Source organism: Gluconobacter sp. Dm-74, from assembly GCF_018256135.1.
GTDB classification, from domain to species: Bacteria; Pseudomonadota; Alphaproteobacteria; order Acetobacterales; family Acetobacteraceae; genus Gluconobacter; species Gluconobacter cadivus.
In genome coordinates, this window is sequence record NZ_JAERLX010000012.1 from 48,244 (window position 1) to 75,105 (window position 26,862).

The 26,862-nt window shown below is 57.8% G+C and carries 22 protein-coding genes and 3 pseudogenes; 15 read left to right on the forward strand and 10 right to left on the reverse strand.

What is annotated here, in order from left to right; genetic code table 11:
• Positions 1 to 30: 30 nt before the first annotated feature.
• The gene (locus JK208_RS14045; protein ID WP_211576488.1) at positions 31 to 921 is read right to left on the reverse strand and encodes a LysR family transcriptional regulator; all 891 of its coding nucleotides are present in this window, start codon (positions 919 to 921) and stop codon (positions 31 to 33) included.
• A gap of 333 nt (positions 922 to 1,254) precedes the next feature.
• Between JK208_RS14045 and JK208_RS15940 the strand changes: the two are divergent.
• A pseudogene (locus JK208_RS15940) lies at positions 1,255 to 1,398 on the forward strand (IS5/IS1182 family transposase); the annotation flags it as partial.
• 541 nt (positions 1,399 to 1,939) lie between these two features.
• On the opposite strand, the gene JK208_RS14050 reads toward JK208_RS15940, so the two are convergent.
• Entirely contained in the window at positions 1,940 to 2,947 is a 1,008-nt protein-coding gene (locus JK208_RS14050; RefSeq protein WP_211576489.1) for a glycosyltransferase family 2 protein, read from the reverse strand.
• A 621-nt stretch (positions 2,948 to 3,568) separates the two neighbouring features.
• On the opposite strand from JK208_RS14050, the pseudogene JK208_RS15945 reads away from it, so the two are divergent.
• Positions 3,569 to 4,100 (forward strand): annotated as a pseudogene (locus tag JK208_RS15945) (IS5 family transposase); the annotation flags it as partial.
• On the opposite strand, the pseudogene JK208_RS15950 reads toward JK208_RS15945, so the two are convergent.
• The 3 genes and pseudogenes from JK208_RS15950 to JK208_RS14070 all read right to left on the reverse strand — a co-directional run.
• A pseudogene (locus tag JK208_RS15950) lies at positions 4,094 to 4,487 on the reverse strand (IS5/IS1182 family transposase); the annotation flags it as partial. The pseudogenes JK208_RS15945 and JK208_RS15950 overlap by 7 nt on opposite strands.
• A 37-nt stretch (positions 4,488 to 4,524) precedes the next feature.
• Positions 4,525 to 5,793, reverse strand: a complete 1,269-nt coding sequence (locus JK208_RS14065; RefSeq protein WP_349292002.1) for a Zn-dependent hydrolase — start codon at positions 5,791 to 5,793, stop codon at positions 4,525 to 4,527.
• A 48-nt stretch (positions 5,794 to 5,841) separates the two neighbouring features.
• Positions 5,842 to 6,270 carry a VOC family protein gene (locus JK208_RS14070; protein WP_194268960.1) on the reverse strand — a complete coding sequence of 143 codons (429 nt, stop codon included), beginning with the start codon at positions 6,268 to 6,270 and terminating at the stop codon, positions 5,842 to 5,844.
• A gap of 153 nt (positions 6,271 to 6,423) precedes the next feature.
• Here JK208_RS14070 and JK208_RS14075 point away from each other — a divergent pair, with 153 nt between their 5' ends.
• Complete coding sequence (locus JK208_RS14075) at positions 6,424 to 7,299, forward strand: LysR family transcriptional regulator (RefSeq protein ID WP_194268961.1); 876 nt, start codon at positions 6,424 to 6,426, stop codon at positions 7,297 to 7,299.
• Positions 7,300 to 7,480: 181 nt separating this feature from the next.
• A complete protein-coding gene (locus tag JK208_RS14080; protein WP_211576491.1) occupies positions 7,481 to 8,809 on the forward strand; it encodes a CapA family protein in 1,329 nt (442 codons plus the stop codon).
• Between the two features lie 22 nt (positions 8,810 to 8,831).
• Here the strand turns inward: JK208_RS14080 and JK208_RS14085 are convergent, their stop codons facing one another.
• Positions 8,832 to 9,710, reverse strand: a complete 879-nt coding sequence (locus JK208_RS14085; protein WP_211576492.1) for a LysR family transcriptional regulator — start codon at positions 9,708 to 9,710, stop codon at positions 8,832 to 8,834.
• 264 nt (positions 9,711 to 9,974) lie between these two features.
• On the opposite strand from JK208_RS14085, the gene JK208_RS14090 reads away from it, so the two are divergent.
• Genes JK208_RS14090 through JK208_RS14125 form a run of 8 tightly spaced genes read left to right on the forward strand, consistent with a single transcriptional unit; the run spans position 9,975 to position 18,385 of the window.
• Entirely contained in the window at positions 9,975 to 12,476 is a 2,502-nt protein-coding gene (locus JK208_RS14090) for a TonB-dependent receptor domain-containing protein (RefSeq protein ID WP_211576493.1), read from the forward strand.
• Between the two features lie 26 nt (positions 12,477 to 12,502).
• Positions 12,503 to 13,744: an MFS transporter gene (locus JK208_RS14095; protein ID WP_211576494.1), complete on the forward strand. Its 1,242-nt coding sequence runs from the start codon at positions 12,503 to 12,505 to the stop codon at positions 13,742 to 13,744.
• Entirely contained in the window at positions 13,741 to 14,382 is a 642-nt protein-coding gene (gene pxpB / locus JK208_RS14100; protein WP_194268964.1) for a 5-oxoprolinase subunit PxpB, read from the forward strand. The genes JK208_RS14095 and pxpB overlap by 4 nt, the downstream gene beginning before the upstream one ends.
• On the forward strand, positions 14,379 to 15,350 hold the full coding sequence (locus JK208_RS14105; RefSeq protein WP_211576495.1) for a biotin-dependent carboxyltransferase family protein: 972 nt from the start codon (positions 14,379 to 14,381) through the stop codon (positions 15,348 to 15,350). Before pxpB ends, JK208_RS14105 begins: the two co-directional genes overlap by 4 nt.
• Before the next feature lie 34 nt (positions 15,351 to 15,384).
• Positions 15,385 to 16,149, forward strand: a complete 765-nt coding sequence (locus tag JK208_RS14110; protein WP_153431349.1) for a LamB/YcsF family protein — start codon at positions 15,385 to 15,387, stop codon at positions 16,147 to 16,149.
• 25 nt (positions 16,150 to 16,174) lie between these two features.
• Positions 16,175 to 16,627, forward strand: coding sequence for a biotin/lipoyl-containing protein (locus tag JK208_RS14115; RefSeq protein ID WP_211576496.1), 453 nt, complete (start codon positions 16,175 to 16,177; stop codon positions 16,625 to 16,627).
• The gene (gene accC / locus JK208_RS14120; RefSeq protein ID WP_249202158.1) at positions 16,620 to 17,990 is read left to right on the forward strand and encodes an acetyl-CoA carboxylase biotin carboxylase subunit; all 1,371 of its coding nucleotides are present in this window, start codon (positions 16,620 to 16,622) and stop codon (positions 17,988 to 17,990) included. The genes JK208_RS14115 and accC overlap by 8 nt, the downstream gene beginning before the upstream one ends.
• Positions 17,987 to 18,385, forward strand: a complete 399-nt coding sequence (locus JK208_RS14125; protein WP_211576497.1) for a hypothetical protein — start codon at positions 17,987 to 17,989, stop codon at positions 18,383 to 18,385. The genes accC and JK208_RS14125 overlap by 4 nt, the downstream gene beginning before the upstream one ends.
• 10 nt (positions 18,386 to 18,395) lie before the next feature.
• On the opposite strand, the gene JK208_RS14130 is transcribed toward JK208_RS14125, so the two are convergent.
• Entirely contained in the window at positions 18,396 to 18,959 is a 564-nt protein-coding gene (locus tag JK208_RS14130; RefSeq protein ID WP_099287350.1) for a winged helix DNA-binding protein, read from the reverse strand.
• Between the two features lie 75 nt (positions 18,960 to 19,034).
• On the opposite strand from JK208_RS14130, the gene JK208_RS14135 reads away from it, so the two are divergent.
• Both JK208_RS14135 and JK208_RS14140 read left to right on the forward strand, forming a co-directional pair.
• Complete coding sequence (locus JK208_RS14135; RefSeq protein ID WP_211576498.1) at positions 19,035 to 21,125, forward strand: hydantoinase/oxoprolinase family protein; 2,091 nt, start codon at positions 19,035 to 19,037, stop codon at positions 21,123 to 21,125.
• Complete coding sequence (locus JK208_RS14140; protein ID WP_211576499.1) at positions 21,125 to 22,693, forward strand: hydantoinase B/oxoprolinase family protein; 1,569 nt, start codon at positions 21,125 to 21,127, stop codon at positions 22,691 to 22,693. The genes JK208_RS14135 and JK208_RS14140 overlap by 1 nt, the downstream gene beginning before the upstream one ends.
• A 48-nt stretch (positions 22,694 to 22,741) precedes the next feature.
• Here JK208_RS14140 and JK208_RS14145 read toward each other — a convergent pair whose 3' ends face one another.
• The 3 genes from JK208_RS14145 to JK208_RS14155 all read right to left on the reverse strand — a co-directional run bounded on the left by JK208_RS14145 (position 22,742) and on the right by JK208_RS14155 (position 25,714).
• Positions 22,742 to 23,686, reverse strand: coding sequence for a hydroxyacid dehydrogenase (locus JK208_RS14145; RefSeq protein ID WP_211576500.1), 945 nt, complete (start codon positions 23,684 to 23,686; stop codon positions 22,742 to 22,744).
• An 82-nt stretch (positions 23,687 to 23,768) separates the two neighbouring features.
• The gene (locus JK208_RS14150; protein WP_211576501.1) at positions 23,769 to 24,422 is read right to left on the reverse strand and encodes a DUF2848 domain-containing protein; all 654 of its coding nucleotides are present in this window, start codon (positions 24,420 to 24,422) and stop codon (positions 23,769 to 23,771) included.
• Positions 24,423 to 24,457: 35 nt separating this feature from the next.
• The gene (locus JK208_RS14155; protein ID WP_211576502.1) at positions 24,458 to 25,714 is read right to left on the reverse strand and encodes an MFS transporter; all 1,257 of its coding nucleotides are present in this window, start codon (positions 25,712 to 25,714) and stop codon (positions 24,458 to 24,460) included.
• 289 nt (positions 25,715 to 26,003) lie between these two features.
• Here JK208_RS14155 and JK208_RS14160 point away from each other — a divergent pair, with 289 nt between their 5' ends.
• Positions 26,004 to 26,843 (forward strand): putative hydro-lyase, encoded by an 840-nt coding sequence (locus JK208_RS14160; protein WP_211576503.1) that lies wholly within the window; start codon positions 26,004 to 26,006, stop codon positions 26,841 to 26,843.
• Positions 26,844 to 26,862 lie beyond the last annotated feature (19 nt).

Consider the following 26,862-nt stretch of genomic DNA (forward strand, 5'->3'; position numbering starts at 1 on the left):
GAAAGCCTGTATTCTTAGGAGCAGGCTTTCTTATTTTACTTTCATTTCCTCGACGAACAGCGACAGAGGCATCGAATGGCGGTGATGTCGGGGGTAGAAGAGATGAAACCCGAGATGCGTCGGACAAAATGGCTCCAGAACTGCTATCAGTTTGCCATTCTGGATGTGTTCTTCGACAACGATTTTAGGAATATAGGCGAGGCCAATACCGTCCAGGCAGGCATCCCGTGCGCCGAACACATTATTGCATACAAACTGGCCGACAGGCTGAAACTTCAGGTCTTTACCCTTCTGTCTGAAACGCCACGGATAAATCTTTCCATGGGTTGGTAGACGGACCCCGATACAGTTGTGTTCGTGCAGGCTCGCCGGGGTTTTTGGGACGGCGTGGCTTTTGAAATAGGTCGAGGACCCAACAACAGCAAATGGGATGTCAGGGGACACAGGCACTGAAATCATCCCCTGAGTCACCAGTTCTCCAAGGCGCACACCTGCGTCAAAGCCTTCATCCACAATATCAATCAGGCGCAGATCCGTTGAAACCTCCAAGGAGATTTCGGGGTAGCTCTTTAGAAAATCTGCGATTCGGGGTCGAAGAAAGAAACCCAGAGATTCATCTGTCACGGTGATCCGCAGATTGCCTCTGGGACATTTGCGAAATTCATCTAGGCTGCTCATCCGGTTCTCGATTTCGTCGAAAAGCGGCTGAATATTCTGCAGAAGATAATCTCCCGCAGGCGTGGGAACGACACGACGTGTTGTTCTCGTCAGAAGGGTAACGCCCAGTCGTTCCTCCAGAAGACGCATGGTGTGGCTGATTGCGGAGGGCGTGACGCCTCTGCGAGCCGCTGCTTTTGTAAAGCTTCGTTCTTGCGCAACTGCCAGAAAAGAAAGCAGTTCGCTAAAATTTTCTCGTGACACTTGCTGACCAGAACCCTGTTTTATCGCGTGTTATTAGCGATAATCTTAGTGCGAAATGCCTTTGGGATCATAGTTTATCTTACTCTGGATGATTGGCTTTCACTCATCAATCAGGATCCTTTTAGCTTCTTAGAAGCCCTCTTTTCTATATTCCTTGTACAGAAAGAGAGATTCCGTTTCATCCCAATACACCTATCCGTTCAATGATGCAGGAGCAGCGAAACGGCTGCCGCCTTCACCTCGGACGCTTATTTCCAAGTAAAAATTTTGTTGAAATGAAGCTTGGTCGGTGGATTATTCCGACGTTTTTTGTCAAGGCTGCTAGTAGCGCGGATCGGTCACACCAAAGGCGATATGAATACCAAGCTGCATGCCAGTCACCGATCAGAATGGAGGACCGCTGAGCCTCTTCATGACAGCCGGACAGGTCAGTGATTACACTGGGTCTCTGCTCTGCTGAACAGCCTTCCGATAGCACGACGATCCGTGCCCATCACAATATAGCCGGGAACACGGCTGCAGGGGTCTTCAAAAAAGGAAGGCACACAAAACACCGAAAAGCTTGTGAAGTTTTTGGCCGCTTCTAGGGAAGGACTTGGCAACAAGGTCTGCGTGGAAGCAGATGCTCGTAACAGGGCGTTATCTTGCATGCTTTCGCCCAGTCAGGTGCATGAACTGATTTGCACCCATGTTCTGCTCAACGATACTGACGCAAATTCCGCAAAGATCTCCGGAGCCGGAAAACCGTCCTGTCAACCAGACACGGAAGAATGATCTAGAACTCGCCCGCCCCGAATGAACTTATAGACACCAGTATTTCGTCGAAAACCTTTGGACAAGGATCCAACACTGGAGGCTTACCACAACCCGGTACGAGAAGACAGTTCGTCTCTACCACAGCAGACCAAATCCAGAACCGACAATCCCCAGATATTGATAAACGAAAATTCTATTCTCCGAACATGAAATCATGATTTCATGAAATACAAAAGTTAGAAAATAATTTGAAATGGTATGTCTATTTTTTAATAAAAATATAAATAAAATCACACAAAATTTCTTTATATTTATTTTTTATATTTTTTTCTTGATAACTTCCATCAAGCAAGCATCTTAAAAATTTTAAAACTGAATACAGTTTATTATTTGAAAAAATAGAGAGTCTATTTTTGTATTTTTTTGCTAAACTACAGTAAATAAAAGATGGCCTCTTATCAAGAGATAATCCTTCATTTAAAAATGACTCAGATATTTTTGACATCTTATCACAAGACTGCAGCAATAAACTAATATACTCCTCTCTATCTATGGAAATCAAATGCAATTTCTCTAAAATACGGTTTTTTCTACTTTTTTTACTCCCAAATACATTGTTCCCATGTTGCCTATAACGAGCTAAGGGTTGAGAATCATACGCCATTGATCCGGCTGCTGTCCCCAGAAAATATGCCCATCTATCGTGTGAGAGCTTTTCTGTTCGACAAAACGGATCGGTAGGACGATCGTTGGGATCCACAGAATTCCAGACGCTCCTTTTTATAACTATACTGAAGCCGTAAACCAAATCCCAAGGGTCAAGATCTGCAATGCTATAAGTCCCACTTTGAAGGGAAAGACCGTGGTGGCCAATTATATTACCTTTTTCTGTAATTAATTTACTAGCATGTCCGAAGATCGCAATTTTAGAGTCGAAAAAAGATTTTTGAGCACGCTCTAGTTTATCATTCTCCCAGATATCATCCTGATCGCAAAACGCAATTAAATCGCCGCTACACAAAGAGGCTGCCTTAAAAAAATTTTCGATAAATCCTAATTTTTTGTCATTTTTTATAATTTTCACCGTAAAACTAGATTTTTTTGAGAAATTATCACAAATTTCTATTGTTCTATCAGTTGAACAATCATCGCATATAATAATTTCGATAGGTTTGTATTTTTGATTTTCCAAAGACTCTAGTTGTTTTTGTATATATTTTTCTCCGTTATATGTGGCCATAGCTATAGATATGGTTTTATAATTCTGCATTTACACAACCTCTATAAAATCTTAGTCTTTTCTATAACATACTAAAGAATTATAGCCAGACGGAGTATGCAGAAATATTAGCACTCTGAGCCGCTCCGGAATTGGCGGAGATCTATTCACCCGAGAAAAAGGTTTGATGAGCCATTCTGTTAAAAAATTTTCCCCTGAGGTTCGTCCCGCAACAGTTCGACTGCTTCTGGAGCATGAGGGCGAGCATCCGTCGTATTGGACAGTATGGTATCAATTGCTGGCAAGATTGGCTGTTCGAGGCATACGCTGAACGAATGGGTCGAGAGCGATAAGCGGGCCAGCGTTTTTTCTAAGACTGCAGATCAACCTATCAGCCTACTATGAGCAGTTGCGCAGACGACGCGCGATCAAGGACGAAGATCAGTCCAGAAATAGCATAATGCTACGTTGAAGCCGGAAATTCTGCGGTTTCCTCGGAGCATTTCTGCATCTACGGCGTGTGCAAGGTCTTACGTCAGCTTCTTAAGGCGTGTCGTCATTTAGCTTACGATGTTATAAGGCCTGTTTTCATCTGATCTTTGATATTTTTCTCCGTTTTTTGGAGATGTGTGGATGTGCCGATATAGTCTGAGCGATGATCAGTGAGAGCAGATAAAGGATCTTCTCCCGGGTCGGGAAGGTCATGTCGGCGGGACATCTGCGGATAACCGGCTGTTTGTGGAAGCAGTTTTATATCGTTACCGCGCCGCCATTCCGTGGCGTGACCTGCCATTGCAGTTCGGGGACTGGAAGAATGTTCACAAACGACTGCGTCGCTGTTGCGGAAGCAGTGTGATTGAACGGATTTTCCACCATCTGCTCGCCGATGATTGAGCCAATGAATACATGATGATTGACAGCCCGATTGTGCAGGCTCACCAGCATAGTGCGGGCGCCCATAAAAAAGGGGCGACGATCAGATCATCGGACGATCCCGTGGCGGACTAACCACGAAAATCCATGCCATTGTCGATGCTGCGGGCAAGGCCATGGCTCTTTCGCTGACGCAAAGGCGAGAGCCGACACCACTGAAGCAGAACCTCTCCTCGATGAAATCGATCCCAAAGCCTTTATCGCCGACAAGGCGTATGATGCTGATCCGCTTATTGAAAAGCTTGAAGAACGGCAGCTCACACCCGTCGTCTTCCATTTCCGGATGAACCGGGACTTCCGGTCAATGGAGACGTGGAATTTGTATCCAAAGAACGGGATGACGAGATCTGTTGTAGGGATAGTCCCGTCATCCTGCCGCTTCGCTTTGGTAAACTTCAGCGTCCAGCTTGCATGGCGATCTTTATGAGACAGCTTTGCGCTTGGCCTGCCAGTCTTCGGGAACACGTTTTACCCGGAAATCTGCTTTTTCAGCGTTCATATTGCGCGGCCTGGGAGCGGTTACCAGTACTACATCCAAGATATGGCCGGACATTAGCAGATAACCCGCGTCGCGCAGCGTATTATCAAAACGATCACACAGCCTTTCAATAGCACCCGCCTGGATCAGACACTCGCGAAACAGCCAAATCGTTTTGGCACCTCCATACAATCCTGAATGCAGGCCCTCAAAGGATTCAGGACACAGATACTGCCCGCCTGCGCAGAAGGCATTCCAGCAGACGGACCCCCTCCATGAAGTCATCCATCTCCATGCTTTCGTCTGGATTATGACTTCCGTTGCTATTGCGCACAAAGAGCATTCCCGTCGGGACGTTTTGCAAGGCAAATATCGCCGCATCATGCCCGGCACCGCTTGACATCGAAACAAAGGGAATGTTCAGCGAGGTTGCAAGAATTCTTGCGTCCGCCTGCAAATCTGCATTCATGACGGCAGGTGTACTACAGGTCCTCGGCCCAAGCTCCACACGGACGTGATAATCCTGTTCAACACGACGCGCCTGTTGAATAACCAACCCGTTGATCCGCTCAAGAAGCGCTTCGTCCCGGGAACGGATATCAATCACGAGATCCAGCTTCCCGGGAACCGCCGCAAAATTCGCTTGTGCCTCGTCGGTCCGGCAGACGCCAAACGTCAGAGTCATCTCTTCTCCGTCAGCTTCCGCCTGTTTCCAGGCATCGTGCAGAGCAGTCATCATGCTGGCCCCGGCCATCACGGCGTCTGAACGGAAACGACGCGGCGTCGCCCCGGAATGGGCATACTGACCATGAATAACAGCCGAGCGATACCGCGTGCTCCCACAAATTCCTGTCACGATCCCTACCGGAACGTCCGCTTCCAAAAGAACAGGCCCCTGTTCGATATGCAGTTCGACAAAACAGTCGATTTTCGTGGCATCCAGAACCGATGCTTTTCCGCACAGGTCGGGACTGGCGCCACAGTCCTGCATGTGATGCCTCAGGCTCAAACCATCGTCGCTTCGCGGAGTTTCGAGCGCAGAAGGCTCAAGCAGCCCGAAAGCCGTCCGGCTTCCCAGATAGGACAGCGGAAACCAGACACTTTCTTCTGCACGTGTCACGATCAGTGTCGTGTCCCGTTCCGGCCGAAAACCCGCTTTGACCCACGCACAAAGCACAAGAAGACCAGCCACTGCACCCGCCGCTCCATCGAAATTTCCGCCACATGGAACAGTATCGAGATGCGACCCCGTCATGACGACTGGAAGGGTCCGGTCACGGCCGGGAAGCGTCAGGTAAAGATTGGCAGCCCAATCACGACGCACCTCCAATCCGTATTGCCCTGCCACCTCCATGAACAGGTCATGGGCGAGATTTTCTTCCCTTCCGTAAGACGGCCGCGTCATGCCACGGCCGTCAAAACCGATCTCATACAAACGACTGAAAAGATGATGTCCGAGATCGACATCCACCACAGGCGCGGTCACGCTGTTTGTCTCGGGTTGACCAGAACAGAACAGAACATAAGCAACCCTTTACTGCTTGGCGAAAAGTTGCTGCATATTAGCGAAAGCTTTGAATTCCAACGCATTCCCTGCGGGATCGCAGAAAAACATCGTCGCCTGCTCGCCCGGCAGTCCCGCAAAACGGATCTGTGGCTCCATTCCAAAAGAAATGCCATGACCGCGAACACGCTCCGCCAGAACCTTCCAGTCCTCCATGTCAAGAACAACGCCGAAATGCGGGATAGGCACGTTATGACCGTCCACGGCTCCCCCTCCACCTTCACTCCCACCGTGACAGGCATCAGGAACCAGGTGCGTAACGATTTGATGTCCATAAAGATCGAAATCGATCCAGGTTTCCGTACTCCGTCCCTCTGCACACCCGAGAACAGTTCCGTAAAAGATCCGGGCGGCTGCAAGGTCGTCGACCGGGAATGCGAGATGAAACGGATTAACCATGACTGCACCATGACTTTTCTGGAAAAATCCGCTGATATCATATTCGTCGTCGTAACAATCGTGCGAATATATGACTTCAGAAGAAGGTAAATCCGATGTCTGATCTCTTTCGCTACCTTACGCTGCCCTGACAGACCCTTCGGAGACCTACTCATGGACACACGCTTCCTCGAAAGTTTCCTGATCGTTATCGAACAGGGGTCGCTTGCGGGTGCAGCACGTCAGCTCCGCCTTACCCCAGCCAGCGTTGCTCAACGGATCCGCGCGCTCGAAGACGAAATAGGCTGTCCGATTGTCCAGCGTGATGGGCGGAACGTCCGTCCTACGGAACAAGGGCTAGCCATCATCGAACAGAGCCGGGCGATCGTCACGAGCGTCCGGGATCTCTGCGCCATTGCTGCGAGTGACAAGCCTGTCGGGACCCTGAGGATCGGCGCGATATCAAGTGCGGCGAATGGCCTCCTCCCCCCTTATCTGAAACGTTTTTTCGAATGTTTCCCCGAAATCGAGCTGCATATTACTCCAGGCTCTTCATCCGGGCTGCATAACGCGGTTCTGGAAGGAAATATCGACGCTGCCTTCATCGTGGAGCCCCCTTTTGAAATTCCAAAAACACTAGTCTGGCAGACTTTGCGATCTGAGCCGCTGGTCGTCCTGGCCCCGGAAGCTCTTCAGGAAACAGACCCCCACGAAATTCTCCGGAATCATCCCCTGATCCGCTATGACCGGATGCAGTGGGGTGGCCGCCTTGCTGACGAATATCTCCGAAAATCAGGGATATGGCCCCATGAACGTCTTGAACTCGACTCATTGGACGCCATTGCCATTATTGTCAGTCAGGGAACGGGCGTGTCGCTGGTCCCTGACTGGGCCCGTCCCTGGCCCGCAGGCGTCCATCTAAAAAAAATCCCGCTCCCGGCCCCGGCTCCCTGCCGAAATCTGGGCTTTCTGGTCCAGCGGAACTCACCGCGTCTCAGCCTGTTCAACCGTCTGCTCGAAATCCTTCAGAAACCTCTGACCACGTCGTAAGAGCCGCCAGAGCTGCCCGGCTCCGTGAGAAGCCCGGTTTTCCCATATCGTGAAGATAGGAAAACCATCACCGTAAAGAGCGTCCTGAAACTGGACACCTCACGCATCTTCGATAACCATACCGGAACAGAAATGCTTTTCCCAAAGTATCAATTTTTCAACTGATGTTCCGGACCGCCTGATGAAGATTTGCCTGACGGGTGACAGTATTCTCTTTCGGCAACTCAACAGCCGCACTGACCCCGGACTATCGCCCCTTTTCGACATGATCCGCGCCTGCGATGTTTCGTTCACCAATCTCGAACTGGTACCGAACGATTTCGTGGGTGATCCAGCCCTTGATATGGGCGGCACGCATTTTGGCGCCTCATCCCGGGTTCTGGATGACCTGAAAGAGGCCGGTTTCGACCTTTTTGCAGCGGCAACAAACCACTCGCTAGATTACAGCATCTCCGGCCTGCGCAAGACGCTGGACGAACTCAACCGCCGAAACCTGCATCATGCCGGGATCGGCCTGCATTTGGAAGATGCCAGACGCCCTACATATTTTACGCATCCTGCAGGTACGGTCTCCATGCTGTCCTGCACCTCCACCTTCGCCAGAGGGCAGGAAGCAGCCATGCAGACGAGCGCGATGCAGGGACGCCCCGGCATCAATCCGCTACGCTACAACACGATGCACCACGTCTCTGCCGATGACATGACATCCCTGAGGGAGATCTACCGGAAGCTCGGATTACAGCGGGTCAAGGACGACAAAATCCAGCTTGGTTTCGCCTTTCCCGCCCCCGAGGGGGTTCTCGCCTTCGAAAACCTGAATTTTCAGGTCGGTCAGGAAACGAAAGTCACCACCACCCCCAACCCCACGGACATGCAGGCCCTGCATCGCTGGATCGCAGAAGCACGGATGGTTTCCGATACGGTCATCCTGAGTATCCATGCGCATGAAAGCGGCTACAACGCCAATGGGGAACTCGACGTAGAAATTCCGGCTGATTTTCTCGTAACAGCCGCCCGTCAGGCGATCGACGCCGGTGCGGATATCGTTGCCTGTCACGGACCACATCTGTTGCGGGGCCTCGAAATCCATAACGGCAAACCGATCTTCTACAGTCTGGGCAATTTCATAGGACAGAATGAACTCGTGGAGCGCCTCCCAGTCGAATCCTATATGGCGAACCGCGTAAGTCCGGAGCTAACACCTCATCAGCTTTATAAAGCTCGCAGCAACAACGATGCGAAAGGTTTCCCCGCCGAAAAACGTTTCTGGGAGACCATCATGCCGATCTGCACTTATCAGAACGGAAAGCTCGAAAGTCTCGAAATTCATCCGATCACACTCGGCCTGGGCTTGGCTGCTCACAGACGCGGAGTGCCCTCCCTGGCCTACGGCGAGGAAGGGCGAAACATTCTGGAAACATTTGCCACTCTATCCGGGTCTTTCGGCACCGACTTCCAACAAGCAGGAACCGATAATGCGCCGCTCCTTCTATGGCGTGCGACAGCCTGAAGGCTCTTCATAACATCCGAAACTACTGAGGAGGCATATTGCTGCGGGATGCCTCTTCCAGATACCGGATCAGAGCCTTGCAGCCCTCCGTCATTCGGCCGCGTAAGGTCATCACACCGACATCCCGCACGATCTTCTGGTCTCCTAGAGACAATATACGGATATTCGGTACAACACTAACCGCAAAGATATAGGGAACAATCGAACACCCCATATTATTGGCGACCATCTGCAGGATTGTGTGAAGATCTTCAGTCTCGATGACCTCATGGGGAGAAAGCCCTTGAGTTCTGAGAAATCGATCCAGTGTACGCCCCCCAAAAGAACGACTATCATAGCGAATAAAAGGCTGCCCTTCGAGGATCTGTCGCCAGTCTGCGCCTTCGACATGAGCAGGGACGACCATGACATAGTCCTGTTGGACGACAGGATGCCACTGCATGTATGGCATCAACCCAAAAGGTGGCCGGACGATCAGCGCAGCATCCAGCTCTCCTGCATCCAGACGATCCAGCAAACTCATGGAAGTCCCTGGAACAATCCGTACTTTCAGATCCGGAAGCTCAAGATGCAATCCCGCAATAGCAGGGGCAAGCAAGCTGGTCTGAGCAGTTGAAATAGCGCCCACCCGCAACAGTTCGGTTTCTGGCTTGAGGCGCGACGCCCCCCGAAGCGCCTCAAAGGCCGAGAGGATATCTTCTACCTGACATAAGATGCGACTCCCCGCTGCCGTCAGAGTTACCGACCTGCCTGTGCGCTCAAAAAGATCATAGCCAAACTCTTCTTCAAGCCGACGAATCTGAGCACTGATTGCCGACTGCGTCACCCCGATCGCCTTGGCTGTCGCGGCAAAACTCTCGGTCCGGGCAGCAACAACAAATGTTCTGAGTTCGGGAATCACGACTCGACAGACAAAAAAATTTTCTCTCGTTTCAGTTTTTACTCATTTTTTTTGTCCGTTCAAGCGATGCTGTCTTTTCGACAAACAAACCTCAGCCTTGGACGCTCGGTCAAATCAATTAGATTTCCGAGGAAAATCGGCAGAAAAGAGAATTTGTTCCTTAATAAAAACATTTTAGTTGTCGTTTCGTTATGTGTGTGATTTGTTCATGAAAAGCATATATTTCGAATGGTCAGCCAACACCGGCTGGCAAAGGGGATGCCCATGAGCAAGTGTTTTGGACCCAAGGCTTTCCTGATGTGTGGCGCTGCCTTGAGCTCGCTCGTTTCGCTCTGTCCAACCGCCCAGGCTACGTCCACCAGAGTGACGACGCACACACATTCCACGCACAAACGGGTCACAACCTCGCCTGCAAGGGCCGCCACTACCACTTCTGCAAGACCCTCCTCTCGCAGAACATCCATCATTTCAAGGTCGGGTCCAGAAGAGATGCGCGTCACCGGGACGGCCTCTACCGGCCAATCCGTGATGAATCCCTCCACCCCGGTTCACAGTACCACACAGGTTACGGTAGTATCCGGCAGCCAGCTTCTGGCCACCGGCCAGACAAACGTCATGCAGGCCCTCGCCCAAGCCTCGGCTTCCATTACGTCTCCGCCACAATCCGGCGTCGGAAACAGCGGCTTCATCCAGACCATGCAGCTTCGCGGCCAGTCCGCCGACGATACGCTGATTCTCGTCAACGGACACCGCCGCCATATCGGTGCAAATTTCAACGCCAATGCCGGCCCGAACTGGGGCACCGAACCCACCGACATTTCCCTGATCCCGATTTCGGCAATAGATCATATCGAAGTCATTACCGAAGGCGCGACCGCGCTCTACGGTCAGGACGCTCTGGCAGGTGCGGTCAATATCGTCCTCAAGCAGCGCACGCATGGCGGCTCCATCAATTTCCAAAACAGCGGCTTTTACGCCGGTGACGGGCAGGCGCTGAACGGTTATGCGGATTGGGCCACAGCACTTGGCAAAAACGGCGGCTATCTCGACCTAGCGGCGCAGGTTACTCACCAGCTTCCCACCAACCGCAGCGGCCTTTTCGTCGGACAACTCTATCCGGTTGGGGATTCCCGCAACGAAACAGCCAGCCGCGATGTGCAGCGCGGCCTCGGCATCCCGAAATCAACGCTGGAAACCATCAGCGAAAACATGGCGATCCCGCTGAACGAAAACCTCAGCCTCTACAGCACCTCGACCTTCAGCCATCGTAAGGCCCATGTGGCCGAAACCTACCGAAGTGCTGGGAACAGCCTGACCAATATCAATCTCTGGCCCAATGGCGCACAGCCCTATATCGGCATGGACCAGTACGATTTCGAAACAGACAACGGTATCAAGGCGCATAAATTCGGCTTCGCTTGGGACGCCTACGTCAATTACGGTCGTGACGATCAGGCCTATTCGACCCTCGACAGCAACAACATGTCTCTCGGCGATGCCAGCCCACGCGATTTTTATGACGGCAAAACCATCACTTCAGAGCTTTCGACCGGCATACGAGGCTCGCGCTTCTTCAACACGTCATGGCTCCCCAAACCGATTGCCCTCCGCTTTGGCGGCGAATACCGCCGTGACACCTTCCAGATGACGGAAGGCGAGGAAGCCTCATGGATCGGCCTCGGCGCAACCGACCATGCCGGTAACGTCCCGCTCGCCGTCACCAATCGCGGACGCGACATCTACGACGGCAACGTCAATCTCGATTTCTACGTTACGAAAAAATGGGAATGGTCCCTCGGTGGCCGCGCCACGAGCTACAACCATCTCGCCACCGTCACGACCGGTTCGATCGGAACACGCTACAACTTCAACAAACACTGGGCCATCCGCGCCAGCATCAACACCGGTTACCGCCCGCCAACACTGGGTCAGACCTATTATTTCTATAACGCCCCCTTCGCCAACTACGCCGTGGACCAGCTCCCCAACAGCAGCGCCGCCGCAAAGGCGCTCGGCGCAGGCCATATCAAGGGCGAATATTCCCGCAACTATAGCATCGGCATCGACGCCACGCCCCTCAAGGACTGGAACGTCACCGCAAACCTGTATTACATCGCCATCAACGACCGTCTGGCCAGCACCACGACCCTCGGCGGCGCGGGTGTGGCCGATATTCTCGAAGCGTCTGGCCTGAACAACGTCACCTACGCCTCCTATTACACAAACCCCGTCAATACCCAGACCTATGGCGGTGACATCGACACCAACTACACCCTGCACACCAAACGCGCCGGAACATTCCGCTTCGACTTCACATTCAACTACTCCGATAACGAAATCCGCAGCCGCAACAAGACACCCACTGTACTGGCGAACATGGGCCTGTCCACGTTTAACACCTATGCCGAAGAAATGCTTCTGCACTCCGCGCCGAAGAACCGCGAAAACCTCACGGTCAACTGGAATTACGGCAAGTGGAACGTCATGGTGCAGGAACAGCGCTACGGCTCCATCATTTTCCTCGCCAGCCCCACGGCGGCTCCGATGGAACAGCGCCCGGCTTTCCTGACCAACATGTCCGTCAGCTACAAGATCCTGCCAAAATGGAGCGTCACGGTCGGCGCGAACAACCTGGGCAACAAATATCCGACCCGCGTTCCCAAGGCGACCGCAGCACCGCTCTTCAACGAATACAAATATGCCTACTACTCACCTTACGGCTTCAACGGTGGCATGTACTATATCCAGACCGGCCTGACATTCTGAACGCGAACGGAAAGAGGCGCAGTTTCTTGCAGACAGTTCCAGAAGATCGCCGGCCTTTCCGGTTCGTCATATACGCCCTCACCATCGCCATGTGCGTGATCTGCTACGGAGACCGGGCCGCCCTGTCCGTGGGCATGCCCCAGATCGCCCATGAATTCGCCCTTACACCGGGGGAGACAGGCTGGGTCCTCTCCAGCTTCCTCTGGTCGTACTTCATCCTCAACCTGCCCAGCGCGATCCTGCTGGACCGCTTCGGCGTGCGGATCATTGGCGCGGCCGCCGTGGCACTGTGGTCGCTCGCCATGATCCTTGGCAGCCTGACCGCCACCGTTCCGGCCTTCATCGCCACCCGCATCCTGCTGGGCGTCGGAGAAGCCCCCACCTTCGCACTCGGCAACAAGGTCGTCCGGGCTTGGGCGCCGTTGCACGAACGTGGACTGATGATGACTGCCTTCATCTGCGGCATCCCCATCGGGCTAGCCTGCGGTGCCGCCTCGGGCGGATGGCTGATTGCCCATTACGGCTGGCGCCCGGCGTTTTCGCTGCTCGGCGCGCTCGGGCTGGTCTGGTCCGTGGTCTGGCTCCTGACCCATCCGCGCCCCGCACGCGGCACACAGGCAACGTCCTTTTCCCTAATCTCGGTGCCGACCCTGTTCCGCTCTTCGGCATTCTGGGGCATCGTGATCGCGCAGTGCTGCGCCAATTATGCCAACTTCCTGCTGATGTCCTGGCTACCGATCATCATGCGCCAGACCCTGCATCTCGGCACCGAACAGTCCGGAGCCTATACGGCCTATTGCTATGTCGGCGCGGCCATCCTCTCGATCACGGCAGGAAAGGTTGGCGAAATGCTCGTTCGTGGATCAAAACTTTCTCTGGGAGGACGCCGCAAGGTCGTGTGTCTGTATCTCATACTGGCCTCCTCCATGGGATTTCTGCCGCTCTGCGGAACGGCCGCGACCATCATTACGCTCCTCGCCGTCTCCATGGCCTTCATGGCAGGCGGAACGGGCGCCAACATGGCCCTTCTGGCGGACCTACTTGTGGAAGACGAAATCCTCGGCTCCGTGACCGGCCTGACCCTGACCTTCTCCAACGGCCTCGGCATTCTGGCCCCGGTCATGACGGGATATCTGCTTCAGGCCACCGGTAATTTCCACGGCGTTTTCTACATCACAGGCCTCATTATCCTGTGCGGCGCGCTAGCCGCAGCTCTCCTTCCCCGGCGGCCGTTCCATGGCCGCTCCCAGCCGGATCAGACTGCATGACCCGTATTCACATGGCAGGCGCGGGCGGCCTCCTACTGGACGCCGCCGACGGCCCGTTCAGTGACACAACACAGCGCCGCATCTGGGCCACCAGCCGCGAACTGAACACCCGGCCTGACGTCCTCCAGACAATCCCCGGCGTCAACAACCTTCTCGTCACGTTCGACGCCGTACAGACTGACCCTTCCGTCATGGAAGAGCTGCTCCGGACCGTCTGGACACAGGCCTCCGCCGAAGAGGTGCCGTCCCGCGAGATCGTGGTGCCGGTCGTCTATGGCGGCGCGTTCGGCGAAGATCTGGCGCTCGTCGCCCGCTTCGCCAACCTGACGGAAGAGGAAACCATCGACGCCCACATGGCCGGTCGCTACAGCGTCGCCGCCATCGGCGCCATGGCGGGTTTCGTGTACCTGACCGGACTGGACCCGCGTCTGGCCATCCCCCGCCGCGACTCCCCGCGTTTGAGAGTGGAGGAAGGGGCTGTGGTCATCGGCGGCGGCCACGCAGGCATGATGCCCTGCACCTCGCCATCCGGCTGGCATATCCTCGGCCGGACGGATCTGTGCCTGTTCGACGCCTTCCGTCCCGAGCCCGGCCTACTGCGGCTGGGCGACACCGTCCGTTTTGTGAGGGCCTCATGATCGAAATCCTGACCGGCTCCTCCCTCAACACCATTCAGGATTTCGGCCGCCCTCACGCCATGGCCATGGGCGTGGCGCAAGGCGGCGCGATGGACCGTCTGGCCCTAAGCCACGGCAACCTGCTGCTCGGCAATTCGTTGGATGCTGCCGGAATCGAGATCGTGTTTTTCCCCTTCCGCGTGCGCTTTGAGGCCGAGACGTCATTTGCCATCACTGGTGCCGCCTGCCCCGCCACGCTCGACGATCTGAAACTCCCGCGCGACTGGGCCATCACTGCCAGACCCGGCCAGACCCTGACACTCCGCGCGCCGGAACAGGGCGCACGCGCCTATCTGACGCTGCGGGGCGGTCTGGACGTGCCCCCGGTTCTGGGCGCGCGCTCGACGGATCTGAAAGGCGGCTTCGGCGGCCTTGAGGGGCGCGCCCTTCAGAAAGGCGACCGCCTTTCCTGCCTCGCAGCCTCCACACTGTGCCTGCCCGCCGCAGGCTATGGCCTCGCGCGCGCCTGCCCGCTTCCCCACGCAGACGGCACCCGGATCCGCGTCCTGCCCGCAGCCGAACACGACGTCTTCACACCCGAAAGCCTGAAAACCTTCCACGCCGCAGCCTGGACCCTGACCCCCAGCGCAAACCGCATGGGCTATCGGCTCGAAGGGCAGAATGCCTTGAAACTCTCACGGCCGCTCAGCCTGTTTTCCCACGGCATCCTGCCCGGAACCGTTCAGGTGCCGCCCGCGGGCCAGCCGATCATCCAGATGATGGATGCCAATACCTGCGGCGGCTATCCCAAGATCGCCACCGTCATTGCGCCGGACCTGCGCCTGCTGTCCCAGACAGTCGTCGGCGCGCCCGTCCATTTCGAAACCATCACACGCGATGAGGCGGTGCAGATCATCCGGCAGGAGGCTGCGGATCTGAAGCGCCTTGCCACCGAAATTGCCACACTCCGCACACAGCTCGTTTTCTGATGCCCTGTTATTTCATGTCCGGGAGTTCCAAACCATGACCGCCAAAACCATCGACCTGAACGCCGATCTGGGCGAGAGCTTCGGCCATTACACAATGGGCAATGACAGCGCGATGCTGGACATCGTGACCTCTGCTAACGTCGCCTGCGGCTTTCACGGCGGCGACCCGGAAGTCATGGCCGAGACCTTCCGCATCGCACGCGAAAAAGGCGTCTCCGTCGGCTCCCATCCCGGCTTCCCGGACCTGTGGGGCTTCGGACGCCGCGTCATGCCCTTCACCCCCGCACAGATCGAACGGATCGTGGCCTATCAGATGGGCGCGGCCCAGGCCCTCGCCACCTATTCCGGTCACCGCATGACCTATATGAAAACTCATGGCGCGCTGGGCAACCTGACCGAACGCGATCCCGCCGTTGCCGAAGCCATCGTCAATGCGGTTAAGGCGGTCGATCCAAACCTCCCCATCATGGCCATCGCCCTGAGCCATCTGGACCGTATCGGACGCGAGCGGGGCCTGACCGTGTTCTCGGAAATCTTCGCCGACCGCGCCTATACCGAAGACGGACATCTCGTCTCGCGCAAGGAACCGGGTGCGGTCCTGCATGATGCCGATTTCGCGGCCGCCCGCGCCGTGCGGATGGTGCAGGCCGGCGCCATCGAAACCATCTCCGGCAAAATGCTGCCGACCCGCATTGATACGATCTGCGTGCATGGGGACAACGCAGAATCCGTGGACGTCGCCCGCAAGGTCCGCGCGGGCTTCGAAGCCGCGGGCATCACGTTGCGCGCCCTGACCTGAAGCAGACCGGAAAGCCAACCGCCCCATGATCCCCGATCTCAAGATCCTCGATGCCCTGATGGCCCGGATGCAGGCGCTGGGCATTACCGAACTCGACTATTCCCGCGACGGCGAGCACATCCGTCTGGTGCGCGACACACAGGACAGCAGCCCACAATCGACCAGCCCGGCCCCGGCGGCCGCAGCCTCCACGCTTCCCGTCCTCGAAACCGCCAGCCCTCTGCCCAAAGCCGAAACCACGATCGACGCCCCCATGCACGGCCAGTTCTACGCCTCTCCGGCCCCGGATGCGCCTCCTTTCGTCAAGCCGGGCGACATCGTGGCGGAAGGACAACCGCTCTATATTCTCGAAGTCATGAAAACGCTCTCGCGCATCGAGGCCGAGTTCCCCTGCCGGATCGTCGCCGTGCTGGCCGCGAATGCCGACGCCGTCTCCCCCGGCACGCCGCTCTTCACCGTGGAGCCACTTGATGCCTGAGCCTTCAGTGTCCCAGCCGCGCCGTGTCCTGATCGCCAATCGCGGCGAAATCGCCCTTCGCATCACGCGGGCCTGCCGCCTGCTCGGCCTGCACAGCATCGGTATCCACTCCGAAGCTGATGCCAGCCTCGCCCATCTGCGCCTCGTGGACGAAACGCTCTGCATCGGCCCGGCAGCGGCATCCGGCAGCTATCTGGACGCTGCCCGCGTCCTACGCGCCGCCGAACTGACGAACGCCGACATCATTCATCCCGGCTACGGCTTCCTGTCCGAAAATGCTGATTTCGCCGAGGCTGTGGAACAGTCCGGCCGCACGTTGGCAGGCCCAACCGCCGCCATCATGCGCCTGATGGGTGATAAAATCAGCGCCAAGCAGCAGATGCGTCGCTCCGGTGTCCCCTGCCTGCCCGGAACCGACGACGCCCTGCCGACCGACCTGTCCGAAGCACAAACGATCTGCGACGCCATCGGCTATCCGCTGATCGTCAAGGCGGCAGGCGGCGGCGGCGGGCGCGGCATGCGCGTGGTCATGACCGCAGCAGACCTCCGCGACGCCATTGAAACGGCTCGCGAAGAAGCCGGACGCGCCTTCGGCAATCCGTCCGTGTATGCCGAACGGTTCCTCCAGCACCCCCGCCATATCGAAATCCAGGTTCTCGCCGACCGGCAGGGCAATGCCGTCTGGCTCGGCGCGCGGGACTGCTCCATCCAGCGCCGCCACCAGAAACTGGTCGAGGAAGCCCCAGCCACCGGCATTGACCCGCAGGCCATCGCCGAACTGGGCGAGCGCTGTGCAAACGCCTGCACCCTGATGGGCTATACCGGCGCGGGCACGTTCGAGTTCCTGTACGAAGACGGCGCGTTTTCCTTCATCGAGATGAACACCCGCCTTCAGGTCGAACACCCCGTCACGGAAATGACGACCGGCATCGACATCGTCCGCGAGCAACTCCTGATCGCAATGGGACAGCCCCTCTCCTTCACGCAGGCCGACATCCGCACGCAGGGCCACGCCATCGAATGCCGCATCAACGCCGAAGACCCCGAGAGCTTCCGCCCAGCCCCCGGAAAAGTCCTGAGCTGGCGCGCGCCCGGCGGCCCCGGCGTCCGTATCGATACGCATCTCTATGACGGCTATGTCGTGCCCCCGAATTACGACTCCCTGATCGCCAAGCTGATCGTCCACGGCACGGACCGCACGGATGCCCTCAGCCGCATGCATGCCGCCCTTTCGGAAATGCAAATCACCGGCATCGCCACCACCACGCCCCTGCATCTGCGCCTGATGAACGAGCCCGGCGTGCGCGAAGGCAGCGTCAGCGTGCATTACCTCGAAGCCCTCATGCGAAAGTCCGCCCCATGACTTTTCTTGAAGACCTTCTGAACGACCTGCCCGAACTGGTCGAGCGGATGAGACGTCACGACGTCCGTCATGTCTCCCTGAAAAACGGAGCAGACACGCTTGCCCTGACATTAGCGGAAAGCTTAGGTCAAACGCTTCAGGTACCCCATGTTGCCCCGCCCGCAAAAGCGGAAGGCACGCCCGTTCCCAGCCCCGAGATGGGCGTGTTCCGCTCAAACGGCCTGGACGAAACCCACCCGGTTCGCTCCGGCGAGATAGTAGGATTTGTCGAGGCAGGCCCCCTCCGCCTGCCCGTCACGGCCACAGCGGATGGCACACTCGGCCCAGCACTGGTCGGAGATGGCGACGTCGTGGGCTATCACGACGTGCTCTTCCGGATTCACCCGGATGGCTGAGACGCTGCGTTCAGAGAGACGCGGCGGATCGCGACGCCTGCTCGTAAAATCCCGTCAGGACACGCAACGCTTTAGCGACCTCTGCAATGGTGACGTCCCCGACTTCCCGATTCTGGGGAATGTGCTCCAGCAGGCAGATCCGACGCAGACGCGCATATTCGAGGCAGACGTCGCGCCCTTTTTGTGTCGTGCTGACAAAAACCTCCTTGCCCCGGCGTTCGCGCTGGATCAGCGCGAGTTCGTCGAGCTTCTTCATGGCGTAGTTCAGGTAATGCCGCTCGGACAGGTTGAGAGTGAACATCAGGTCCGAGATGCTCTTCTCCCGGTTCCGGTGATTGACGCTGTGCAGAATAAGCGTGTCAAGCGCCGAGAGATCCGGCAGACCCGCGGCCGCCATCCCCCGAGACATCCAGCGATGAAACGCATGGTTCACGACAGTCAGGGCAAATTCGAATTCGCTCAGATCCTCGTTGCCCGGCACCGCCAGATGCGACGAGGACACGATGAAGGCCCGTTCCATATCCGCAACATCTGGCATCGCCGGCGCAGGGCTCGCGGTTTTCCCGTCCTTCATGGTTCGTCCTCTCCGTCAGCGAACATCTCTTCCCGATATCTTATTGCACTCTAACCCGATACGGAAAACACAGGCATGGTCGACAGCACACAAATCCGTCTCGCCGCTGATATCGGTGGCACCTTCACGGACGTGGTCCTCCAGACGCCGCAGGGACGTCTGACCCGTAAGGTCCTCACCACGCCCGCCGCCCCCGAAGAAGGGGTCATGAGCGGCATCGGCCTCGTGATCGAAGATGCCGGCCTTCGCTTTCCGGACGTGACGGTCTTCGTCCATGGCACGACGCTTGCGACCAACGCCATCATCGAACGCCGGGGCGCCCGCACGGCTCTCATCGGCACGCAGGGCTTCCGCGACATTCTGGAGATCGGCACCGAAAGCCGCTTCAACCAGTATGACCTGATGCTGCAAAAGCCCAGCCCGCTCGTCCCCCGCGACCTGCGCTTCACCGTCCCCGAACGCATGGACGCCCGCGGCACCGTCCAGCTTCCCCTGAATGAAGCCGCCGTTCTGGCGCTCGTGCCCCAGCTTCGCGACGCTGGCGTCGAGAGCATCGCAGTGGCGTTCCTCCATGCCTATGCCAATCCGGCCCATGAACGGCGTGTACAGGCGCTTCTTCAGGAGGCGATGCCGGACACCACCATCTCCATTTCAAGCGACGTCTGCCCCGAAATCCGGGAATACGAACGCACCTCCACCACCGTCGCGAATGCTTACGTCCAGCCTCTGATGGCGGGCTATCTGGGGCGTCTGCGCAAAGCCCTCGACGCCAGGGGCTTTGAAGGCGCACTCTATCTCGTCACCTCTGGTGGCGGTCTGACCGCGCTGGAAACGGCGCGCCAGTTCCCCGTCCGCCTGGTAGAATCCGGCCCGGCGGGCGGTGCCATCTTCGCCGCCCAATGCGCCGAGCGTTTGGCCGAAAACCGCGTCCTGTCCTTCGACATGGGCGGCACGACCGCCAAGGTCTGCCTGATCGAAGACGGCGAACCCGCATCGTCCCGTTTCTTCGAAGTGGACCGCACGGCCCGCTTCATGAAAGGCTCCGGCCTGCCCCTGCGCATTCCCGTGATCGAAATGGTCGAGATCGGCGCGGGCGGCGGCTCCATCGCCCATCTGGATGCGATGAAACGCGTCGTCGTCGGGCCAGAGAGCGCGTCTTCCGTTCCCGGCCCGGCCTGTTATGGACTGGGCGGCAAACGCCCCGCCGTTACGGACGCGGACGTGATACTCGGCCTGATCCGCCCGGAAAACTTCGCGGGCGGCAGCATCCAGCTCCAGCCGGATCGCTCGGCCGAAGCACTCCTGGCCGATATCGGAACACCGCTGGGTCTGTCGGCGGAAATGTCCGCCCATGCGGTTTATGAAATCGTGTGCGAAAACATGGCCAGTGCGGCACGCGTCCATGCCGCCGAACGTGGCGCCGTGATTGGCGACCATACCATGATCGCGTTCGGCGGCGCGGCCCCCCTGCATGCCGCGCGCGTCGCGGAAAAGCTTGGAATCCAGCGTCTCGTCATTCCTTCGAACGCAGGCGTCGGCTCGGCCGTAGGCTTCCTCGCCGCACCCGTTTCGTTTGAACTCGTCCGCTCCTTCCCCATGCGCCTGGACGACAGCTTCAGTTCAGCAGAAGTCTCGGCCCTGCTCGACGACATGACGCAGGCCGCCCACGGCATGGTGCAGGACGACGCCCGGACGGAAACGCTCCACACAAGGCGCGCGGCCTTCATGCGGTATGTCGGACAGGGGCACGAAATCATCGTCACACTGCCCGACGGCGTCCTCAGCAGCGACCATCTCTCGGCCCTGCGGGACGCCTTCGAAACGGAATATGCCCGTCAGTTCGCCCGCGTCATCCCCCATGCCGCCGTCGAGATCCTGAACTGGTCTGTCAGCGTCTCAACCACCCCGCGAAAGTACCCGCCCTTCGAGGCCACCCCGGCCCTGCATGATGCAGTCTCCGCCGACATCCGGAAACTCTTCGACGGCGCAACCGGCACGCATGTCGCCCTCCCGGTCTACGAACGTACGGACATGGGACCAGGCAGCCGCGTTTCCGGCCCCGCCCTGATCGCCGAAAAAGAAACCACGACCTATGTTTCCTCCCGCTACACCGCCCATCTGGACGGCAGCGGCAACATCATTCTGGACATGAAGGACGCCGTCTGATGAGCGCGCACTCCCATAAGGAAATCGACTTCCAGATCATGTGGAACCGCCTGATTGCCGTGGTCGGCGAACAAGCACAGGTCCTGATCCGCACGGCCTTCAGCCCCATCGTCCGCGAATGCGAGGACATCTCGGCAGGCATTTTCGACCTGAAAGGCCGGATGATCGCGCAGGCCGTGACGGGAACGCCGGGGCACGTCAATTCCATGGCGGAATCCGTCGGCCATTTCCTGCGTCACTTCCCCGTCTCGACCATGAAAGAAGGCGACGCCTACATCACGAACGATCCGTGGATGGGAACGGGGCATCTCAACGATTTCGTCATCACGACCCCGGCGTTTCACAAGGGCCGTCTGGTCGGGCTGTTCTCCTGCACCAGCCATCTGATGGATATCGGCGGCCTGGGCAACGGGCCGGAAGCAACAGACGTCTTCATGGAAGGCCTCTCGATCCCCATGCTCAAGCTGATTGATCAGGGACAGGTCAACGAGACGTTGATGGCCATGATCCGCGCCAATACGCGCCTGCCGGTGGATACGGAAGGCGATACCTACTCTCTGGCGGCCTGCAACGATGTCGGCGTCCGCGCCCTGTGCGACATGATGGACGAGTTCCACCTCGACAGTCTCGAACCACTGGCCGATTTCATTATCGAACGCTCCCGCCAGGCCGTCCTCGACAAGATCGCCGCCCTCCCGCAGGGCAGTTGGTCTCACGAAATGACCATCGACGGCTACAATGCGCCACTCACGCTCAAGGCAAAACTCACTGTCGAAGAGGGCCGCGTCAGCGTCAGCTATGACGGCTCCCCACCGGCTGTCGGACGCGGGATTAACGTCCCGATGGCCTATACCCGCGCTTATACAGTCTTTGGGCTGGCCTGCGCGATCTCGCCGGACGTTCCCAACAACGCCGGTTCCCTTGCGCCGTATCATGTCGAAGCGCCGGAGGGTTCCGTCCTGAACGCGCTGCGTCCCGCGCCCGTCTCCTCCCGTCATGTCATCGGACAGATGCTGCCGGACATGGTGTTCGGATGCCTCCGCACGCCCCTGCCCGACCGCGTTCCGGCAGAAGGCACATCCTGCCTGTGGAACATTGCCGTGCGCGGACAGTGGTTCCCCAAGGGCTCAACCACGCCCCAAACCTACGCCCTCGCCATCACGACCAATGGCGGTACTGGGGCTCGCCCCGGCCTGAACGGCCTGTCCGCCACGGCTTTTCCATCCGGCGTACACGGCACTCCGATTGAAATCGCGGAAATCCAGTGCCCGCTCATTTTCTGGGAAAAAGAACTGCGCGAAAACAGCGGCGGTCTCGGCCTGACCAAAGGCGGCGACGGACAGATCATGAAAATCGGCACCACCCAGAAACAGCCCTTCGAGCTTCTGGCCGCCTTTGACCGCGTTGATCACCCGGCCCGTGGCGCACTCGGCGGACAGGACGGCGCGGCAGGCCGGGTCGAAACCGCCTCAGGCCGCAAACTCGCCGGCAAGGGCCTTCAGGTTCTGGAAGCGGACGATGTGCTCGTCCTCATGACACCAGGCGGCGGCGGCCTCGGCGCGCCCTGATTGTCTCCCGCGCCCTTCCCGAAACAGAAGGGCGCGGAACTCAACCATTCAAAGACAATGCGGCGGCACACGCCCCGCAAGCGCGTCCTGAACCTGCGACGCACACAGCATCGCCATACGGCGCAAGGCCTGTTCGGTCGTCGCGCCGATATGCGGCGTCAGAACCACATTCGGCGCCCGCAGCAACGGATCATCCGCCAGCGGAGGCTCGGGCGACATCACATCCAGCCCCGCCCCACCGACATGCCCCGTTTCCAGAGCCTTCGCCAGCGCAGGACCATCCACTTCCCCGCCACGGCTGGTATTAATCAGAACTGCGCCTTTCTTCAGGCGGGATAGCGCATGAGCGTCAATCGTGGGCTGACCGCTCCCCTGCGCCGGACGATGCAGCGACAGCACATCCGAGACGGCCAGAAGGTGTTCAAGGCTCTGCGCCCGCTCCACGCCCGCGGCCTCGAACACCTCCGCCGGAACGCTCGGAGACCACGCCACAACGCGCATTCCCAACCCCTGACCCGCAATCTGCGCGACATGCCGCGCAATGGCGCCGAACCCGACAAGCCCGATCGTCCGTCCGTACAGTTCGGTGCCGTTATTCGTATAACGAAACGCCCAGTTCCCCTCCCGCACGGCGCGATCCGCCTCGCACAGACGCCGCATGACCGCCAGCAGAAGCCCGATCGTCATTTCCGCCACGGACCGACTGTTGGTATTGGGCGCATTCGTCACCAGAACGCCCCGCTCCGCCGCAGCGGCCTTGGCGATCCGGTTCGTTCCTGAACCGTGACAGGAAATGATTTTCAGCTTCGGCGCGGCCCGCAGCGCCTCTTCGCTTAGTCCCAGATCGCGCGTAATCACCGCATCCGCGTCGCCGATTTCGCGAATCACCGCCTCCATCGAAGGTTCCGTAGCATAACGGGTCGTGATTCCGGCCTCGTTCAGACAGGTTACGGCATCGGGATGGATCTGTTGTGTAATGAAACACAGACTCATGGTGCTGGTTTTCCACAGTAAAGAAGCGCAAGGAGCGGAATGATGGCATACCGCTCCCACTTGTCCATGCCCAAAAGCCCCTTCACGCAACCACGGGAAGCTCCCGGATGGCGTAATGGTGCGACAGCACACTCCCGGTCCGCGGATCAGACAGCTCGACGGTCAGCCTCTCCGTCCGGACAATCCCGTTGAGCGTAGGAACGGTTCCACAAAACATCAGACTCCCCGGCCCGAAGACCCGGCCCTCACGCTGCTCCCAGCGCGCCACCAGATCCAGCGGATTGAGCAGGGATGCCGCCAGACCTTCCTGATAGGGCGTTCTTTCAGCCGTAAAGGACCGCAGTACCATCTCGTCCCACCGATCCTCTACATCCGCAAACCGCCAAAACGCCCGACCGCTGACCTTGGGACAGACCTGCTTGGACAACGCCACGCTATAGGCTTCGCTTTCACGATCCGTATGGTCGGACCCCACCCCCACCAGCAGATCGCTCTGTGTACGCAACAGAACCGGCTCGACCTCGCCCGAAGTCTGGCTGCCCAGCACATCAATCACAGGCGCCGTGCTCAGGATTTCATGCCCAACCCGATAAAACAGCGGCACGTCCGAAGGCGGCGCCACACCAAGAGCCGCCAGCTCGTCGATATGATGCTGCACACCCGCCGCATCCCGTCCGGCCCAGCCAGCCACAATAACCTCCCTGACCTCAGTCAGATCGGGATAGAAAATTTCCATGTTTCAGCGTTCCTGTTGGAATCAGTCAGCCACACTCAGCGCGTCCCGCGGGCCAGCATCGCGCCCGCGCCAGAAACGAGAAGTGCCACGACCACATAAAGAGAAATGGACAGTTCGAGATGCGTCGCCCGGAACAGCGTCACCATGATAAGCGGCGCAAAAGCCCCACCCCCCGCAAGACTGCCGCAGGTATAAGCGATCGAAGAGCCGGAATAGCGGACCTCGACCGGAAACTGCTGGCTGATGAGCGCGCCCTGAACCGCATACATGAGAGCGTGAACCGACAGACCAAAACAGATTCCGAAGCCCAGCAGGAGCGCCTGATGGGAAGCCGCACACCAGAAAAACACAAACGCGGCAGGCAGGGCACAAACCGTCCCCACAAGAAAAATCCGTTTCGCCCCCCAGCGGTTGCTGAACCGCCCCGCCAGCAGCGTGACGATCACCCCCCAGGCCGATCCTGCAAACACGGCCATCAGCGTCGCAGACCGCGTATGCTCCCCCGTCTGGGTCACATAGCTCAGGCTAAAAACCGTCAGCAGCGCATACAGAACATCCGGCCCGATCCGGGTACTCGCAGCGATCAGCAGGGAGTGCCCATGATGACGCAGGACCGCGCCCACGGGGTTGGCCAGAACCTCACCCCGCGCTTTGCGTTCGGCAAACTGGGGCGGTTCGGACAGTGAAGACCTGACCACCCATCCCGCCGCCAGAAGCAGCAGGCTCAGAAACAGCGGCAGACGCCATCCCCAGTCCTGAAAAGACGCGGCATCCATGGAGCGCGTCACGCCCCAGATCACACCTGCGGACAGAACCGTTCCAAGCCCCGGCCCTAGCTGGGACCATGTCGCCCCCATGCCCATCGCCGTTTCCGAATTCTGTTCCGCCGTCAGAAGGAGTGCGCCGGCCCACTCTCCACCCAATGCGATCCCCTGCAAAAACCGCAGCAGAACAAGCAGAACCGGACTGATCGCCCCAAGCCGCGCATAACCGGGCAGCAGTGCAATCAGACCCGTCGTCAGCCCCATAAGCGCCAGCGTCAGCATGAGAACATGCCTGCGCCCGGTCCGGTCCCCGAGCCAGCCGAAGATCACACTGCCCAAAGGGCGCGACACATATCCCACGGCATAGGTCGAGAACGCCAGAAGGGTTCCCATCCACGGCAGCGCCTCAGGAAAAAAGACATGGTTGAACACGAGCGCCGCAAGCGTGTTGTAAACCATGAAATCATACCACTCGAACGTGGTCCCGATCGCGCTCCCCAGTGCAAGGCGCACAGGCGACGTCGTCATGCGCCAGAACATCCGCTCACGGAAGATCCAGCCTGCCGGGCGCCTGAGAACCGGTTCGTTTCATGATGCATACAATATCCAAAAGCGTCGGATTTTTATTCCTGAGCATTCATTCTGAACATTCCAATGCAATGCCGTCAAAAGATTTAAGCACAAAAAACGCCCATAACGGATATTTATACCTCAACATTTATTTTGATGATTTGAATCCCGAACGCAACGACTGTTAGCCTTCCGGAACCATCACTGTCATCGCCCGGCCTGTCTGCCGCGAACAAGGACGCAAACGATGTCTGAATCCGCTTTGCCGATCCCTCCCCTTTTCCACACATCGCCCGAAGACGTCCGCGCGCTGTGCCGGTCCAACACGGCTGGAACCGTCACAGCAGGCATGGCCGCAGGTTTCATCCAGGCCAATCTGGTCATCCTCCCCAAAACATATGCCGAGGATTTCTCAGAATTCTGCCGCCTGAACCCCAAGCCCTGCCCCCTCGTCGGCATGTCCCAGCCCGGCGAATATGATACCCCGGCGCTGGGACGTAACCTCGACATCCGGACCGACCTGCCGCTTTACCGTGTCTGGCGGGATGGAGTTTTAACAGACGAAGTGACGGATATTCTGTCGTTCTGGCAGGACGATTTCGTCGTTTTTGCGCTGGGATGTTCCTTTTCCTTCGAAAACGCCTTCATGGCCTGCAACGTCCCGATGCGGCATTTCGAAACAGGTCAGGGCGTGTCCATGTATCGCACGAATATTGTCTGCACACCCGTCGGACCATTTTCCGGCCCAGTCGTCGTCTCGATGCGTCCTTTCCGCTCGCCAGACATGATCAAGGCCACGGAAATCAGTTCCCGCATCCCTCTGGCTCATGGCGGACCAGTCCAGATCGGCTTTCCCGAAGACATCGGCATCGCGGACATCGAAAAACCCGATTACGGCGCCCGCACCGAAATCCGCCCCCATGAACTCCCCGCCTTCTGGGCCTGCGGAGTGACGCCCCAGGCCGTTCTGGCCGCAAGCCGCGTTCCCTTTGCCATCACACATGCTCCCGGCGCCATGCTCGTGACGGATATTCCCATTCCCGATTATGAAAATCTTATCTCGGAACATTCCGGGAAAATAATATAAACCAGCGTTATGCCTTCAC